Raw genomic sequence first — 15,904 nt, 5'->3', positions numbered from 1 at the left:
AGATGCAGGAGACCCTTGCGCGAGCGGGGCGACAGGAGCTGATCGAACGATGTCCTTCTGGTCCTAGAACTGGAAATAGATGAACTCACCGCCTTCACCGTAGAAGCTCAGGGTGGCGATCAGCAGGAAGCCCGAGACGATGGCCTGTTCGATGCGGGTCTCCCGGAAGGGGCGGCCGCCGGCCTCCCTGAGCAGGGCACGGAGATGCAGCAGGGGCACCGCCCAGATGACGATCAGGGCGGCCTGCAGGTTGGGATAGTCGGCGATCTCGATATGCGGGAAGTCGAGCCGCGCGGCGTTGGTGATCAGCACGCCGGCCTCGGCGAACCTGGACGAGCGGAAGAAGATCCAGGCGAAGAGCACGACGGCCTGGACGACCAGGAACCAGCCGAGCCGGGCCGCGAGCCATCGCTCGGTGACCCGCGCGATGCCGGCGGCGCGTTCGACGACCAGGCCGGTGCCGTGGATGGCGCCCCAGACGATGAAGGTCCAGCCGGCGCCGTGCCACAGGCCGCCCAGCAGCATCACGGCCATCACGTTGACCAGGGTCCGGCCCTTGGAGATGCGGTTGCCGCCGAGCGGGATATAGAGATAGTCGCGCAGCCAGGTCGACAGCGTGATGTGCCAGCGGTGCCAGAACTCGCTGAAGCTGCCGGCGAGGTAGGGGGCGTTGAAGTTGATCGGCAGCCGGAAGCCGAGCAGGTAGGCGAGGCCGCGCGCGATGTTGGTGTAGCCGGCGAAGTCGCAGAAGATCTGGGCGGGGAACAGGATGATCGCGTACCAGGCGAGCGTGCTGGGGCCGTCGGGCTGCACGGCGTAGTCCCAGATGCCGACGCTCTGGAGATTGATGCCCGAGAGCGCGTAGCCGATGTTGTCGGCGACCACCAGCTTCAGGAAGAAGCCGAGGATCATCAGCCGGAAGCCTTCGAGCCAGACGACCAGGCGGATGCTGCGGACGCGGTGGATCTGGTAGAGGAAGTTGTGGGCCCGGACGATCGGCCCGGCGACCAGCTGCGGGAAGAAGGAAATATAGAAGATGAAGTCGAGGAAGCTGCGGGTCGGCTTTTCTCCCCGATAGACGTCGATCGTGTAGGACATCGACTGGAAGGTGTAGAAGGAGATGCCGATCGGCAGGACGATGCCGCGCAGCGCCGTCGCGATCCCCGGCTCGAGCGGCAGGACCGTCGAGAGGTTCTGGACGAAGAAGCCTGTGTATTTGAAGAAGCCCAGCAGGCCCAGGTTGGCGACGCAGGAGATCGTGACGATCGCGCGGCGGGTCCTGGGGGAGCTGCGGTATTTCTCGATCGCCAGCGCGGCGAAGAAGTCGATGACCGTGCTCAGCAGGATCAGGAAGACGTAGGACGGTTCCTCCCAGCCGTAGAAGACGAGGCTGAGCAGGACCAGGATCGACACGAAGACGCGCGATCCCGACTGCCTGTAGAAAAGCCGGATGACCAGGACGACGAGAAAGAAGACGCCGAACTCGAGCGAGGCGAAGTTCACGGAGCGACCTTCCGGTTAGGCATGGCGCAGCAGTGCAGCATTCGCTTTCCTGATCGTTCTTTGCCTGGGAGCACCTGCGGCTCGAGCGGCGACACGGGGCGACAGGCCGTTTTCCGGATCGATCGACCCTTGAGACAGCGGTTTCTCGAGGGGGAAATCCTTGGTCCGGCCGACAGAGCGGTGAGCGATTCGAGAGGGGATGACTCGTGCCCGAAGGGATAGCATCGGCGTCCGGCCAAGGCAAACAAGGGTCGTACCGATTCGGCGCCGGTTGCTGCCGGTTTCACAAGACTGAAACGAGGCGGACGCGGCGGCAATGCCGCGACGCCGCTCTCCAGGCGCGTCCGGATCGTCAACTGCAGCGGTAGAGGGGGGGCAGGCGGGGCAGGACCATGAAGCGACCATCCGAAGCCTGCCAGTAGTCGAAGACGCCCTCCAGGACGCGCAGATCGCTGTCGGAGCCGAAGATGAACACCCAGCGGGTGCCCTGCTCGTCGAGCAGCGGCACCTGGGTGAAGGTCCGGTCGCGGAACGGGCTCCGCCACATGCCCTCGGTCCCCAGCAGACGGCCGGCGGCCTTGTAGGCCTCGGTCGTCACCTTGGCGCGGCCGTCCGCGGCGACCTCCAGGGTCGGCGCCTCGCCGCTGCCGCACTTGTCGGCGCCGCCCATCGTCCACGAGCCGACCAGGTCCGCGACCTGGAACCTCGGCGGCGGCGGGCGGCTCTCGATCTGGGCGACGACCAGCGCGGCGACGCCGATGGCGACGAGCAGGATCGACAGGCGGATCACGGCCGGGCCTCCCCGGGCTTGCGGGCAAGGGCCTGGACCTGCGGCAGAGCCAGGATCTTGGGCATCAGGTCGTTCATCAGGCGTTGCGAGCTCCTGGCGTCCATGTGGCTGCCCGCCTGTCCCATCAGGTTGGGCAGCATCGCGTGGACGTAGATCCTTTTGTTCTCCTCGTTCATCCGCTTGGCCAGGTAGTAGCCGATGAACTCTCCGTTGTCCTGGATGGCGGTGAGGACGACCAGGATGCCCCGCCGGTCCATCTCGTCGAAGAACTCCTTCGACCCCAGACGGGAGGGCGGAACGGCCCTGTCGACGATCGTCTTCACGGCGGGCGGCGGCTCTGCGGCGGGCAGCTCTCGCATCGGCTTGCCCTCGTCCTCGCCGAAGGCGAAGATCGGTTCGCCGTCCTTGATCGAGGTGTAGATCACCAGGGAGCGCCGGCCGGTGAAGGCCCGCAGCGGCGGCACGATCTGGTGCAGGCGTTTCTGCACGAGCCAGAGGGCCGTCTCGCCGTAGTAGTGCTTGAAGTCGCCCCAGGCGCCGGCCCGGCGGGCTGCTTCACCCCAGCGGGTGCCTTCCAGCAGCAGGAAGCCGTCGTCGTTGACGACGACCATCTTCGGATGCAGGTCGTACTTGCGGATCACGTAGAGCGGCATGAAGCCGCCGCCGCCGAAGAACGACATGTTGAAGCCGCGCAGGCCGATCCTGTCGAGCCAGGGCTGGAAGTACTGGGGCCGGAAGCCGTAGACCGCCCGGGAGTTGCCGAGGAACAGCACATCCGCCTTGCGCGCGGCCTCGACCACGTGGTCCCAGTCGTAGGTGAAGGCGCTGTAGCCGAGCGGCGCACCGCGGGCACTGAGGTAGCTGTCCGCCGAGATGTCCGGGATGCCCGCCTGGTACTCCGTGTGCTCGAGCCGCAGCAGCGGGTTGAGCCGGTCGTACCAGCGCGCCGCAGCCAGGACCACCATGGCCGAGCAGGCGAAGAAAGACAGGTTGAGGATCGCCCTGCGGGTGCGCTTCGCCGCTGACTGGCTGCGCCGCCTGGTGCCGATCCCCGGCCTCACAGGAAAAGAGCTCACCGCCTGGACCATCGACGCACGTGGATGCGACCGGGAGAATGCCCGAGACGATCGCGTCTAGGCCAGCCCCGAGGTGAAGGGCGAGCGAGGCCGGGGCCGGAACCGAGGAGCACTGGCGGCCCGGCCCTCAGAACATCGCTTCGAGCACACGGTCCGGCGGCGTGTGTCCGTCGACGAAGGTCTTGATGTTGATGATGACCTTCTCGCCCATGGCGATGCGGCCCTCGATCGTCGCCGAGCCCATGTGCGGCAGCAGCAGGACGTTGTCGAGCTTGAGCAGCTTCGGGTTGATCGCCGGCTCGTGCTCGAAGACGTCGAGGCCGGCGCCGGCCAGCTCGCCGGAGGCCAGCAGGCGGGCCAGGGCGTTCTCGTCGATCACCTCGCCGCGGCTGGTGTTGACGATGTAGGCGTCGGGCCGCATCAGCTTCAGCCGGCGCGCCGAGAGCAGGTGGAAGGTCGCCGGCGTGTGCGGGCAGTTCACCGAGATCATGTCCATGCGCGCCAGCATCTGGTCGAGGCTCTCCCAGTAGGTCGCCTCGAGCTCGCGCTCGACCTCCTCGGAGACGCGCCGGCGGTTGTGGTAGTGGATCGACAGGCCGAAGCCGCGGGCGCGCCGCGCCACGGCCTGGCCGATCCGGCCCATGCCGATGATGCCGAGCCGCTTGCCCCAGATCCTGTGGCCGAGCATGCCGGTCGGGCTCCAGCCGTTCCAGCTGCCGGAGCGGACGACCCGCTCGCCCTCGGCGAGGCGCCGCGGCACCGCCAGCAGCAGCGCCATGGTCATGTCGGCCGTGTCCTCGGTCAGGACGCCGGGCGTGTTGGTCACGGTGATGCCGCGCTGGCGGGCGGTCTTCAGGTCGATGTGGTCGACGCCGGTGCCGAACGAGGCGATCAGGCGCAGCTTGGGCCCGGCCTGGGACAGGATCGCGGCGTCGATCCGGTCTGTCACCGTCGGCACCAGGATCTCGGCGGTCTTGACCGCCTCGAGCAATGCGGCCTGGCTCATCGGCTGGTCGTCGAGGTTCAGCCGGCAGTCGAACAGCTCCATCATCCGGGTCTCGATGACGTCCGGCAGGCGCCGCGTGACGATGACCAGAGGCTTGCCCATGGCTTCGAAGTCCGCCTTCGCTGTTCGCACGAGGGATGTCCCGGCCGAGGGGTGCCTCGCTTGGGGGGCCCGCGCGCCCTCTTGGCGGGGGCTTTAGCAGGCGGGACAGCGGCTTGTCCAGCGTGCGCCCCCGGGCCGCGCAGGGGGCCCCGGAGCGGCCCGGGCCGCGGCGGGCCGGGCCGGGCGCGGGGTGCGCCGGGAGGCGGCCTTGACGTCGCCCGGGGGGAGGGTTAGGCCGGAGCGCATGAGCCGGGTCCGAGTCGCCGCCGCCCTTGCCTGCCGAGCCGCCGCCGGTGTCCTCGTCGCGCTCTGCCTGCTGCTCGCCGCGGCGCCGCTCGCCGGCACCCTGGTCGCGCCCGCCTGGGCGCAGGCCTCCGTTGGCAGCGCCAGCGGCCTGCCGCTGCCGCGCTTCGTCTCGCTGCGCTCCGACCAGGTCAACCTGCGCGCCGGCCCGGGCCTGCAGTATCCGATCGAGTGGGTCTATCGCCGCGCCGACCTGCCGGTCGAGGTCATCGACGAGTTCGACAACTGGCGCAAGCTGCGCGACTGGGAGGGCACCGAGGGCTGGGTGCATTCCTCGATGATCCAGGCCAAGCGCACCGCCCAGGTGCTGGCGACCTCGGACGGCGGCCCGCGCACCCTGCGGCGCGCGCCGGGCGACGATTCTCCGGCCGTCGCCACCCTGCAGCCGAACGCCATCGGCAACCTGCTCGGTTGCCACAAGGGCTGGTGCCAGCTCGCCTTCGGCAGCTTCGAGGGCTGGCTGAAGCGCGACGAGTTCTTCGGCATCCACGCCAACGAGGCGGACTGAACGGGCCCGTCCCGCTTCGTCGGGGCCGAGCCGGCCCGCCGCGAAGCCCTCAATCCTCCGGCCCGGCGAGGTCCGCGGCCTTGGCCCGCAGCGCCTCGTAGAGGAAGTCGAGCAGGGCGCGGACCCGCGGGTTGCGGCGCAGGTCGCTGTGGGTCAGCAGCCACAGCTGGCCGCTCTCGGCCGGGCCGCGCGGCAGGATCCGCTGCAGCGCCGGCGAGCTCTCGCCCAGCACGCAGGGCAGCAGGGCGGCGCCGATGCCGGCCTCGGCGGCGAGCAGCTGGTTGAGCAGGGAGTTGCTGCGCAAGACGATGCGCTCGCGCGATGCCAGGCCGGCCAGGCGCCGCGCGACCAGGGGCGAGCCCGCCCCCTCCTCCCAGGCGATCCAGTCGAGCGCCGCGGGGTCGCGGCCGGCCAGCGCGGGGATGGCATAGCCGGCCCAGCCGATCGGGCCGATGCAGCGCCCGACGGTCGATTCCGGCGGATTGCTCGTGGCGCGCAGCGCCACGTCGGCCTCGCGCCGGGTCAGGCTCACCGCCCGGTTGTCGAGCACCAGCTCGAGCCGGATGCCGGGCTCGCGCTGCCGGAAGCGGGCGAGCAGCGGCAGCAGCAGGCGCGCGCCCAGGTCGTCGGGCGCGGTCACGCGCAGGCTGCCTTCCAGCCGCTGGCGCTCGCCGGCGAGCCGCGCGTCGAGTCCTTCGACCTCGCGCTCCATAGCCTCGGCGGCCTGCACGACGGCCGCGCCGGTCGCGGTCGGGGCGCGGCCGTCGGCCGAGCGCTCGAACAGCGGCGTGGCCAGGCTGCGCTCCAGCGTCGTGACGCGGCGATAGACCGTCGACTGGTCGAGGCCGAGACGCCGGGCCGCCGCGGCGTAGCTGCCGGCCCGCGCGACGGCGAGCACGAGACGCAGGTCGCTCCAGTCCAGGGTCACGGCGTCACTTGCAAATTTGCAAAGAGGAAGAGGCAATTATCACCATGGCATGGCGGAGTCGCAAGCCACACCTTCCCCGTCATGAGCGGAGCCACCGGCTGCCGCGCCTGCTCCAAGGGGACAAGCCATGACCGATTCCCGTACCGCGCCCTATGCCGCCCTGCTGCTCAGGGTCTCGCTGGGCGTCATGTTCCTCGCCCACTCGCTGATCCTGAAGCTCGGCGTCTTCGGCCTCGCCGGCACGATCGGCTTCTTCGAATCGCTCGGCCTGCCGGCGATCACCGCCTATCTCACGATCTTCGCCGAGGTGACCGGCGGCGTGCTGCTGCTGCTCGGCGTGCAGACCCGCCTGGTCTCGCTGGCTGTGCTGCCGGTGCTGCTCGGCGCCGCCTGGGCGCACTCCGGCAACGGCTGGGTGTTCAGCGGCCAGGGCGGCGGCTGGGAGTACCCGGTCTTCCTGGTGATCCTGGCCCTGGTCCAGGCCCTGCTCGGCGACGGCGCCCTGGCGCTCCGCCTGCGCCTGCCGCTGCTGCCCTCCTGGCTGCAGGGCAGCGCCGCGGCGGCCTGATCCGGGCCGCCGCCGGAACGACAGGAAGGGCCCGTCATGGCGACGGGCCCTTTTTGCATGGCTCGCATTATTGAATTCCGAATTCAGAGGGCTCTAGAGTTGCGCTCATGCGCATCGAGCCCCGCCCGGTCCTGATCGACGAGGTCTACGACCGCCTGAAGCAGGCGATCCTGGCCGGCGAGCTGGCCGCCGGCGCGCCGCTCGCCCAGGAGCCGCTGGCGGCCCGCCTCGGCGTCTCGCGCCAGCCGGTCAGCCATGCGCTGCGCCTGCTGCTGAGCGAGGGCCTGGTCACCGAGCGCGGCCGCCGCGGCCTGATGGTCGCGCCGATCGAGCCGGACCGCCTGCGCGATCTCTACCGGGTGCGCGCGGCGCTCGACGCCCTGGCCGCGCGCCTGGCGGCGGAGCGCGCCGCGGGCGGGGCCGTCGTCGACCTCTCGGCCTGTCTCTCCCAGGGCCGCGCGGCCCTCGCCGACGGCGAGCTGGGCCGGCTGATCGCCGCCGACGTCGCGTTCCACCGCGCGGTCTACGCCGCCTCCGGCAACAGCGCGATCGCCGAGACCGCCGAGGCGGCCTGGCCGCACTTCCAGCGCTCGATGGGGCTGGTGCTCGGCGACCCCGACTACGGCGCGCGGGCCTGGCGCGAGCATGCCGCGATCGCCGAGGCCGTCGGCCGCGGCCAGGCGGAGCGCGCCGAGACCCTGGCCCGGGCCCATGCCGAGCAGGCCGGCGAGGCGACCTGGCGGCGCCTGAGCGCCGAGGTCGCGCCCGCCGCCGAGTCCGCAAGCGGCCCCGAAACCGACCCCGAAACCGACAACAAGGCGGCCTGAAGCCGTCCGCCGTCCCCCACGGAGGAGTCCCGGAGATGAAGCTGACCCCCGAAGAGCTCGCCCATTTCGAGACCGAAGGCTGGCTGTTCCTGCCCGAGCGGTTCGACCGCGAGGAGATCGGCCTGCTGCGCCGCGAGGCCGACGCCGTCTACGCCCAGGAGCGCCAGGAGGTCTGGCGCGAGAAGTCCGGCGTGGCGCGCACTGCCTTCGCCGCCCACACCTTCAACGAGGCCTACCGCCGACTCGGGCGCCATCCGCGCTTGGTCGAGCCGGTCCAGCAGCTGCTCGACGGCCCGGTCTACATGCACCAGTTCAAGATCAACGCGAAGGCCGCCTTCGACGGCGAGGTCTGGCAGTGGCACCAGGACTACGGCACCTGGAAGCGCGACGACGACATGCCCGAGCCGCGCGCCATGAACATCGCCCTGTTCCTCGACGAGGTGACGGCGGTCAATGGCCCGCTGTTCATCGTGCCGAAGAGCCACAAGGCCGGCACGCTGGAGGCCGGGCACGACCTCGAGACGACCTCCTATCCGCTCTGGACGCTCGACCGCGCGACGGTCAAGCGCCTGGCCGACGCGGGCGGCATCGTGGCGCCGCAGGGCCCGGCCGGCTCGGTGCTGATGTTCCACTCGAACATCGTCCACGCCAGCCCGCCGAACATCAGCCCCTGGCCGCGCACGATCGTCTATCTGTCGCTCTGCCACGTCGACAACCACATCCGGCAGTTCAAGCGCGCCGACTGGATCGCGCACCGCGACTTCACGCCGATCGAGCCGCTGTCCGACGACAGCCTGCGCGAGCTCGCCCGGGAGAGCGTCGCGACCCAGGCCGCGGAGTAGCGCCATGAACCTCTATGCGAAGCTGCAGCAGCGCGCTGCCCGCGGCTGGCCGGTCCGCGTCCTGCTGATCGGCGCCGGCAAGTTCGGCTCGATGTTCCTGTCCCAGGTGCCCCACACCCCGGGCCTCGACGTCGCGGCGGTCGCCGACCTCGACCCGCAGCGGGCGCGCGAGGCCTGCCGCCGGGTCGGCTGGGCCGAGGAGCTGATCGAGGCCACCGACTTCGTCGACGACTCCCTGCGGGCGATCGAGCGCGAGGACGTCGAGGTCGTCATCGAGGCGACCGGCAATCCGGCCGCCGGCACCCGCCACGCCCTGGCCGCCATCGCGGCCGGCAAGCACATCGTCATGGTCAACGTCGAGGCCGACGTGCTGGTCGGCCCGCTGCTCGCCCGCAAGGCGCAGGAGGCCGGCGTCGTCTACTCGCTGGCCTACGGCGACCAGCCGGCGCTGATCTGCGAGATGGTCGACTGGGCCCGGTCCTGCGGCTTCGAGGTGGTCTGCGCCGGCAAGGGCACGAAGTACCTGCCGGAGTACCACGCCTCGACCCCCGAGACGGTCTGGGGCTACTACGGCCTCGACCCGGCCGACGCGGCCAAGGGCGGCATGAACCCGCAGATGTTCAACTCCTTCCTCGACGGCACCAAGTCGGGCATCGAGATGGCCGCGGTCGCCAACGCCACCGGCCTGACCCCGCCGCCCTCCGGCCTCGCCTTCCCGCCCTGCGGCGTCGACGACCTGCCGCGGGTGCTCCGGCCGCACAACGAGGGCGGGGTGCTCAACCACTCCGGCACGGTCGAGGTCGTTTCGTCCCTGGAACGCGACGGCCGGCCGGTGTTCCGCGACCTGCGCTGGGGCGTCTACGTCGTCTTCGAGGCGCCGAACGCGTACGCCGCGCGCTGCTTCCGCGAGTACGGCCTGATCACCGATCCCTCCGGGACCCGGGCGGCGATGTACAAGCCCTTCCACCTGATCGGCCTGGAACTCAACGTCTCGGTGCTCTCGGCGGCGCTGCGCGGCGAGGCGACGGGGGCGCCGACCGGCTTCCGCGGCGACGTCGTGGCGACCGCCAAGCGCGACCTCAAGGCCGGCGAGACGCTGGACGGCGAGGGCGGATCCTGCGTCTGGGGCAAGCTGACCGAGGCCGGCGAGAGCCTGGCCAGGGGCGGCCTGCCGATCGGCCTCGCCCACGGCATCAAGCTGGTCCGTCCTGTTTCGGCGGGCCAACCGCTGAGCTACGCCGACGTTCAGATGAACGAGCAGGACGCGACGCTGAAGGTGCGCCGCGAAATGGAACAGGCCTTCGCCGGTCGCGCGGCGGCCGCCGAATAGCGGCGGCGCCGGGGCAGGTAGCCCCGAGTCGGAAAACTATTTGCTCTGAAGACGGGAGAGCGAGATTCCGATTGGAATCATCGACGCGGGGAAATGGCAATTAAATTGCGTTCTTGCACATGCGAGACGGGAAAATCTTTACGGATCACCATTTCGGTGCCATTTTTTTCTTGACAACGTCGGAGTCCATACCGACGGCACCGGGGAGGACGGGCAATGGTTGGATGGATGGAAACAATCGGAATCCTGATCGCGCTCTTCGCGGCACTGTACTTCGCGCGCCTCGCGTGGAAGTTGGGCCTTGGAAGTGGCACAGAGTACAACCGCAATCGTAGTCGGCTAGATGGATTCGGCGCGACTCTCCGCGGGCAAGCGGCGACGAGTGTTAACGGCTCTCGCGACTACCGAGTCGCGGCGGGAATTGCGATAGACACCAAAGCAAATAGATGGGTAGAACAGGGTCGCCTTTCAGACGAAGCTGTTCTGTCGTCGATTAGGCGAACTGAATAATATAATTGAGTCCTGCAAATTGAGATCTGAACCCCCCGTGTTCTGCGGATGGATTCCCGCAGTAAGCGGGCGGTTGTCTTTTAGCGTGTTTGGGCAATCTGAACACCCTACTAAATCTATATCTGCGCATGCTGCAGATCGAACGAGGCGCTATTTAGTAGTCTATCAACGCCGAATCACAGCTGATGCGGTTGTTCCTCTCAAGTCGTTGCTTCTGCCAGCGCTCCACTTGGACGGCGACTTCATATTTCTGTTTCTTGCGTCCACAGACGATGGACGACTTAAGCAAGAGTTCTTGAGAGGAAGAGCCTTTATATTTAGGAGGAGAAGCGGGTGGACAATGATAAAGCGGGAAATCAGGAAGTATAGAGATTATTTAAATGAGTTTCGCTTTTCCAGAGATGAAAAAGTGACGGACTTTGCGAAGGAAAAACACGAGTATTTTATGAATGAGTGCACAAGATTTTGTGTATTCTGTGTGGACGTGTCTATTAGGAGAACCGGCACTACAGAAATATTTCCAGTTATCGAACACGATGGATATCATGACGCACCAAATTTACCTTGCGATTCAAAGGAAAGAGAGCATATTTTGTATATTTTAAGTGCACAGATATTCTATTTCCTGAAGGATATCGGCCATCGACATCAGAATCATGACCCAACAACTGATACGGTAGTTGATTTATATACGAAAGGAGACAATATAGAGTGGAGAATGTCCTCTTTATATAATATTTATAGAAAAGTAATATAGTATAAGAGGCATCCGAACATTGAGACATTTGATAATACTCTCGGTTTGATTGCTTATGCATCTGCTCTATATGAAGTCAGTAAGTCAGAAATCGGAGAAAACGAAGAATTTTCTACGATAAATAGAGATTTTCCGAGATATTTTAGCGCGGAAATATCAGAAAGTATAAAATCCACAAGATCACGTGTCGAGCGGGAAGCGATAAATAGGCAGGAAACAAGAGATTCAATCAGGAATTGGGTCCTATCAATTGTAGGAATAATACTTTCATTTTCGGGAATACTGCAACTATCTGATTACCACATAGACATCTCACCAAATAACAATATAGATATCGCTTTCAAATTTATCTTAAGATACCCAGAGCTGTTTGTGGGGACATCAATCGTGTTAATTGCTTTTTTCTCATACGTATCTGATAAGTTTCATTCAACAAGACGCGTGGACGCGGCTCTCATTAGGTTTTTTAACTCAATGAAGAGAATATATACTATTATGATATTATCAGCAGTCTCAATTATATTACTCACCAGCATAATTTTCTACGGCGTATTTATTCTTCCTTAGAGCCCGGCCTCTTTCGCCAGGCCGCCGATGCGGTCGGCGAAGTCGCGCAGGAACACCGAGCCCTTGACCGTGCGCTGGACCAGCACCGAGCGCTTGTCGCTCTCGTCGACCTTGCGCCGGGCGTAGTCGAGCGCCTCCAGCCGGTGCAGCGCGCGGGTCACCGCCGGCTTCGAGATCGCGAGGCGCCGGGCCAGGCCGCGCACCGTGTGCGGCGGCTCGCCGAGATAGATCTCCAGCAGGATCGCGGTCTGCCGCTGGTTCAGCTCGGCGAGGTCGTGGCTGAGGCTCTCGACCGCGACGCGGTGCCAGAGCGCGAGGGCCTTGCGGGCATCCATGGGCGGGCTCGGCTTGTCGTTTCGACGGCGAAATGATAGCCGCGGCGCCGCCGAGCGGCAAGGCGTCCGGCAAGGCCGCCGGACCGATCTCCCGGGTCAGTCGTGCGGCTTGACCGTGACCACCGTGCACTTGGCCAGGGAGTTGACCTTGAAGGAGACCGAGCCGAGCAGCACGCCGCCGATGTCGCCGATGCCGCGGCTGCCGAGCACGATGCAGTCGGCCTTGTGGCGCTCGGCGAACTCGACGATGGTCCGCGCCGGGTTGCCCGTGCGCACCTCCGCCTTGACGCCCTGCAGGCCGCTGGCCTCGGCGACGTCCCTGGCCTTGTTGACGATCTCCTCGGTGTACTCGTCGAGCACGTACTGCGGCTCGCCGGAGAGCTGCTCGAGCGCCATGAAGCGCTTCACCGATTCGCTCGGCTTCAGCTCCTTGGCGACGGTCAGGATGGTCAGCTGCCCGCCGAACTTCGCGGCCAGGGCGCAGGCCGTCTCGGCGGCCCTCAGGGCGTGCTGCGAGCCGTCGACGCAGCAGAGTATCCGCTCGAACATGATCCCCCCTTGCTTGCTTTCGCAGCACCGGTCGGCGCGACAGCCTAGCACCTCGGGCCGGGAACGCCCAGTCGAGGGGGCCCCGACGACCGCCAGTCTGCGCTTTCGAGCATCGGCCGGGGCTCCCGGATTCCGGCCATTGCTGGCCGATTCGCGCCGAGTCCGGCCGGTTCAGCGGGCGGCGAGATCCTCGATCAGCGCGAAGGCGCTGCGCAGGCCCATCGCCTCGCCGCCCTTGGGCCGGCCCGGCCGGTCCTCGGGATTCCAGGCGAAGAGGTCGAGATGGGCCCAGGCCCGCCCGGCCGAGACGAACTGCTCGAGGAAGAGCGCCGCGGTCACCGAGCCGGCGAAGCCGCCGCTGGAGACGTTGTTGAGGTCGGCGACTCGGCTGTCGAGCATCTTGAGGTAGGGCTGGTGCAGCGGCAGGCGCCACAGCGGGTCGCCGAGCCGCCGGCCGTGGGCCAGCAGCGCCTCGGCGGTCGCGTCGTCGTTGCTGAACAGCGCCGGCAGCTCGGGCCCGAGCGCGACGCGTGCCGCGCCGGTCAGGGTCGCGAAGTCGAGAATCAGGTCCGGGGCCATGGCGTCGGCCTCGGCCAGCGCGTCGCAGAGGATCAGCCGGCCCTCGGCGTCGGTGTTGCCGACCTCGACGGTCAGGCCCTTGCGGGTCCTGAGCACGTCGAGCGGGCGGAAGGCGTTGCCGGAGACGGCGTTCTCGACGCAGGGCACGAGCAGGCGCAGGCGGACCGGCAGCCCGGCGTCCATGACCAGGCCGGCCAGGGCGATGGCGTGGGCGCCGCCGCCCATGTCCTTCTTCATCAGCAGCATGCCCGACGAGGGCTTGAGGTCGAGGCCGCCGCTGTCGAAGCAGACGCCCTTGCCGACCAGCACGACCTGCGGGCCGTCCTCGGCCCCCGGGCCCCGCCAGGTCAGGTCGAGCAGCCGCGGCGCCCGCGCCGCGGCCCGGCCGACCGCGTGGATCGTCGGGTAGTTCTCCGCCAGCAGCGCCTCGCCGACCAGGATCCGGCTGGTCGCGCCGTAGCGCCGGCCGAGCTCGGCGCCGGCCTCGGCGAGCTGCTCCGGGCCCAGGTCCTCGGCCGGGGTGTTGACCAGGTCGCGGACCCGGCAGATCGCCTCGACCAGGCGGCCGACCCGCGCGCGACCGGCACCGGCCGGCCAGGCCAGCCGCGCGAAGGCCCGTTTCGGCGCCTTGTAGCGGGTGAAGGCGTAGCAGCCGAGCGCCCAGCCCAGCGCCGCCGCCTCGGCGACCGCCGCTTCCCCGTCCGCTGCCAGGCGATAGGCGCCTTCGGGCAGCGTGCCGGGCAGGCCGCCCCAGGCCCAGGGGTCGTCGGGTCGCTCGACCCCCAGCAGGACGCCGGCGAGCTTCCCCTCCGCATCCGGCACCAGCGCCTGGCTGCCGGGCCTGGCCGTGAAGCCGGTTGCGGCCAGCCAGGCGCCGAGCGGGGCCGGCTGGCCGGCGGTCCAGGCGGCGAGGCCCTCGGCGGTCACGGCGTGGATCGGCACCGCGCTCGGGTCGGGCTCGGTCAGATGGGCGAGCGGGAGCGGGAAGTCGGTCATGCGGTCTCCGGTCGGCGGCAGGGGTGAGCGGGCAGGGATGAGCGGGCAGGGATGAGCGGGCAGGGATGAGCGGGTTGGCGGTTGACGGCGGCCCGGGCGTCACCTTCCATCGCGGGCACGCGCCCGGGCGGTCGGTTCGGGCCCTGGAGCAGGAGGTCGGAATGTCGGGTGCGGAGTTTACCCTGGTCGTCGCAAACAAGAACTACTCTTCCTGGTCGCTGCGCGGCTGGCTGGCGCTGAAGCTGGCCCTGGCGGAGAGCGGCGCCGGCTTCGAGGAGATCGTGATCCCGCTCGACCAGCCCGAGACCCGGGCCGCGATCCTCGTCCATTCGCCGAGCGGCAAGGTGCCGCTGCTCAGGCACGGCGCGCTCTCGGTCTGGGATTCCCTGGCGATCGGCGAGTACCTGGCCGAGCGCTTCCCCTCGGCCGGGCTCTGGCCCGAGGACCCGACGGCCCGCGCCGTCGCCCGCTCGGTCGTCGCCGAGATGCATTCCGGCTTCGCCAGCCTGCGCGCCGAGCTGCCGATGGACATGCGCAACCGGGCGCCGGCCAGCCCCTCGTCGAAGACCCTGGCCGAGATCGCCCGGGTGCAGGAGATCTGGAACGACTGCAGGGCCGGCTTCGGGGCCGGCGGCGACTTCCTGTTCGGCCGGCCCGGGCTGCCCGACTGCTTCTATGCGCCGGTGGTCAGCCGCTTCGTCACCTACGGCATCCCGCTCGACGGCGCGGCCGCCGCCTACGCCGAGGCGGTCCAGGCCTGGTCGCCCTACCGCGAATGGCTGGCCGCCGGGGAGATCGAGCCCTGGGTGCTCGAGCGGCCCTGAGCCGCTCCGCCCCTCATTTCGGAGGTGGGGGCTTGCAGCCGATAGGGTTTCGATATATCTAAGTCATGATGTATCGAAACCCTATCGGAGACGCTTTCATGTTCCATCATCCCCATCATCGTTCCGAGTGGCGCCGGCGCTTCGCGCACGGCGAAGGCCGCCGCGGCTGTGGCCCCGAGGGTGGCCCCGAGGGCGGCCCTGGGCACGAGCACGGACACCATCGCCACGGCCGCGGCGGCCGGCGCTCGGCCAGGCTGTTCGACCACGGCGAGCTGCGTCTCGTCGTGCTGGCCCTGATCGCCGATCAGCCGCGCCACGGCTACGAGCTGATCAAGGCGATCGAGGAGCGGGCCGGCGGCAGCTACAGCCCGAGCCCCGGCGTGATCTACCCGACCCTGACCATGCTCGAGGAGCTCGGCCAGGCGACGGTCGAGGAGAGCGGCGGCAAGAAGCTCTACGCGGCGACCGACGAGGGCCGCGTCTGGCTGGCCGCCAACCGGGGCGCCGTCGACGCCGCGCTGGCCCGCATGGACGAGGTCGGTGCCGGCCAGGGCGGTCGCCCCGCGCCGCAGCTGGTCCGCGCCATGGAGAACCTGAAGCTGGCGCTGCGCCTGCGCCTGCGCGGCGGGTCGCTGAGCGACGAGCAGCTGCGGCAGATCGTCGAGACGCTCGACGCCGCCGCGGTCGCGATCGAGCGCAGCTAGGGAGGCCGGCCATGACGCGATTCGAAGCCAGCGTCCCGACCGCCCACGCCAGCCGCTACCTGCAGCAGCTCTGCAAGCACTGGAGCCATCGCTTCGAGGTCACGTTCGACGCGACCTCCGGCGAGGTCCGGATGACCGGCGCCACCTGCCGCTTCGAGGCGGCCCCGGAACGCCTGTCGCTGTACCTGGAAGGCGAGGACGCTGCGGCGCTCCCGCGGCTCTGCGGGGTCGTCGCCGACCACCTCAAGCGCTTCGCCTTCCGCGAGGATCTCGCGGTCGAGTGGCGCGAGGCCGCCTAGC

At 68.1% G+C, this 15,904-nt stretch carries 17 protein-coding genes; 9 read left to right on the top strand and 8 right to left on the bottom strand.

The window, feature by feature from the left end; genetic code table 11:
* Positions 1 to 63 precede the first annotated feature (63 nt).
* The 3 genes from B9O00_RS07085 to B9O00_RS07075 all read right to left on the bottom strand — a co-directional run bounded on the left by B9O00_RS07085 (position 64) and on the right by B9O00_RS07075 (position 3,258).
* A complete protein-coding gene (locus tag B9O00_RS07085; protein ID WP_085121770.1) occupies positions 64 to 1,503 on the bottom strand; it encodes an MBOAT family O-acyltransferase in 1,440 nt (479 codons plus the stop codon).
* 352 nt (positions 1,504 to 1,855) lie between these two features.
* Entirely contained in the window at positions 1,856 to 2,293 is a 438-nt protein-coding gene (locus B9O00_RS07080; RefSeq protein WP_085121769.1) for a hypothetical protein, read from the bottom strand.
* Positions 2,290 to 3,258: a hypothetical protein gene (locus B9O00_RS07075; RefSeq protein ID WP_085121768.1), complete on the bottom strand. Its 969-nt coding sequence runs from the start codon at positions 3,256 to 3,258 to the stop codon at positions 2,290 to 2,292. The genes B9O00_RS07080 and B9O00_RS07075 overlap by 4 nt, the downstream gene beginning before the upstream one ends.
* On the opposite strand from B9O00_RS07075, the gene B9O00_RS33015 reads away from it, so the two are divergent.
* Positions 3,257 to 3,430: a hypothetical protein gene (locus B9O00_RS33015; RefSeq protein WP_159460135.1), complete on the top strand. Its 174-nt coding sequence runs from the start codon at positions 3,257 to 3,259 to the stop codon at positions 3,428 to 3,430. The genes B9O00_RS07075 and B9O00_RS33015 overlap by 2 nt on opposite strands.
* A gap of 66 nt (positions 3,431 to 3,496) precedes the next feature.
* On the opposite strand, the gene B9O00_RS07070 is transcribed toward B9O00_RS33015, so the two are convergent.
* Positions 3,497 to 4,477, bottom strand: coding sequence for a 2-hydroxyacid dehydrogenase (locus B9O00_RS07070; RefSeq protein ID WP_085121767.1), 981 nt, complete (start codon positions 4,475 to 4,477; stop codon positions 3,497 to 3,499).
* A gap of 244 nt (positions 4,478 to 4,721) precedes the next feature.
* Between B9O00_RS07070 and B9O00_RS07065 the strand changes: the two genes are divergently transcribed.
* The gene (locus B9O00_RS07065; protein WP_085121766.1) at positions 4,722 to 5,288 is read left to right on the top strand and encodes an SH3 domain-containing protein; all 567 of its coding nucleotides are present in this window, start codon (positions 4,722 to 4,724) and stop codon (positions 5,286 to 5,288) included.
* A gap of 49 nt (positions 5,289 to 5,337) precedes the next feature.
* Here the strand turns inward: B9O00_RS07065 and B9O00_RS07060 are convergent, their stop codons facing one another.
* Entirely contained in the window at positions 5,338 to 6,216 is an 879-nt protein-coding gene (locus B9O00_RS07060; protein WP_159460134.1) for a LysR family transcriptional regulator, read from the bottom strand.
* A 127-nt stretch (positions 6,217 to 6,343) separates the two neighbouring features.
* Here B9O00_RS07060 and B9O00_RS07055 point away from each other — a divergent pair, with 127 nt between their 5' ends.
* The 4 genes from B9O00_RS07055 to B9O00_RS07040 all read left to right on the top strand — a co-directional run bounded on the left by B9O00_RS07055 (position 6,344) and on the right by B9O00_RS07040 (position 9,783).
* Positions 6,344 to 6,784, top strand: coding sequence for a DoxX family protein (locus tag B9O00_RS07055; RefSeq protein WP_085121764.1), 441 nt, complete (start codon positions 6,344 to 6,346; stop codon positions 6,782 to 6,784).
* Between the two features lie 107 nt (positions 6,785 to 6,891).
* Entirely contained in the window at positions 6,892 to 7,611 is a 720-nt protein-coding gene (locus B9O00_RS07050) for a GntR family transcriptional regulator (RefSeq protein WP_085121763.1), read from the top strand.
* A 35-nt stretch (positions 7,612 to 7,646) separates the two neighbouring features.
* The gene (locus tag B9O00_RS07045; protein WP_085121762.1) at positions 7,647 to 8,453 is read left to right on the top strand and encodes a phytanoyl-CoA dioxygenase family protein; all 807 of its coding nucleotides are present in this window, start codon (positions 7,647 to 7,649) and stop codon (positions 8,451 to 8,453) included.
* Positions 8,454 to 8,457: 4 nt separating this feature from the next.
* On the top strand, positions 8,458 to 9,783 hold the full coding sequence (locus B9O00_RS07040; protein ID WP_085121761.1) for an NAD(P)H-dependent oxidoreductase: 1,326 nt from the start codon (positions 8,458 to 8,460) through the stop codon (positions 9,781 to 9,783).
* A gap of 1,830 nt (positions 9,784 to 11,613) precedes the next feature.
* Here the strand turns inward: B9O00_RS07040 and B9O00_RS07035 are convergent.
* The 3 genes from B9O00_RS07035 to B9O00_RS07025 all read right to left on the bottom strand — a co-directional run bounded on the left by B9O00_RS07035 (position 11,614) and on the right by B9O00_RS07025 (position 14,076).
* A complete protein-coding gene (locus B9O00_RS07035) occupies positions 11,614 to 11,952 on the bottom strand; it encodes a MarR family transcriptional regulator (RefSeq protein WP_085121760.1) in 339 nt (112 codons plus the stop codon).
* 96 nt (positions 11,953 to 12,048) lie between these two features.
* Positions 12,049 to 12,501 (bottom strand): universal stress protein, encoded by a 453-nt coding sequence (locus B9O00_RS07030; RefSeq protein ID WP_085121759.1) that lies wholly within the window; start codon positions 12,499 to 12,501, stop codon positions 12,049 to 12,051.
* A 171-nt stretch (positions 12,502 to 12,672) separates the two neighbouring features.
* A complete protein-coding gene (locus B9O00_RS07025) occupies positions 12,673 to 14,076 on the bottom strand; it encodes a leucyl aminopeptidase family protein (RefSeq protein WP_085121758.1) in 1,404 nt (467 codons plus the stop codon).
* Between the two features lie 161 nt (positions 14,077 to 14,237).
* Here B9O00_RS07025 and B9O00_RS07020 point away from each other — a divergent pair, with 161 nt between their 5' ends.
* The 3 genes from B9O00_RS07020 to B9O00_RS07010 all read left to right on the top strand — a co-directional run bounded on the left by B9O00_RS07020 (position 14,238) and on the right by B9O00_RS07010 (position 15,903).
* Positions 14,238 to 14,900, top strand: a complete 663-nt coding sequence (locus B9O00_RS07020) for a glutathione S-transferase family protein (RefSeq protein ID WP_085121757.1) — start codon at positions 14,238 to 14,240, stop codon at positions 14,898 to 14,900.
* Between the two features lie 98 nt (positions 14,901 to 14,998).
* Positions 14,999 to 15,604 (top strand): PadR family transcriptional regulator, encoded by a 606-nt coding sequence (locus B9O00_RS07015; RefSeq protein WP_085121756.1) that lies wholly within the window; start codon positions 14,999 to 15,001, stop codon positions 15,602 to 15,604.
* An 11-nt stretch (positions 15,605 to 15,615) separates the two neighbouring features.
* Entirely contained in the window at positions 15,616 to 15,903 is a 288-nt protein-coding gene (locus B9O00_RS07010) for a DUF2218 domain-containing protein (protein WP_085121755.1), read from the top strand.
* Position 15,904 lies beyond the last annotated feature (1 nt).

The sequence above is a fragment of the Tistlia consotensis USBA 355 genome (assembly GCF_900177295.1).
Taxonomy (GTDB): domain Bacteria; phylum Pseudomonadota; class Alphaproteobacteria; order Kiloniellales; family DSM-21159; genus Tistlia; species Tistlia consotensis.
This window is presented reverse-complemented; position numbering and strand designations above follow the sequence as displayed.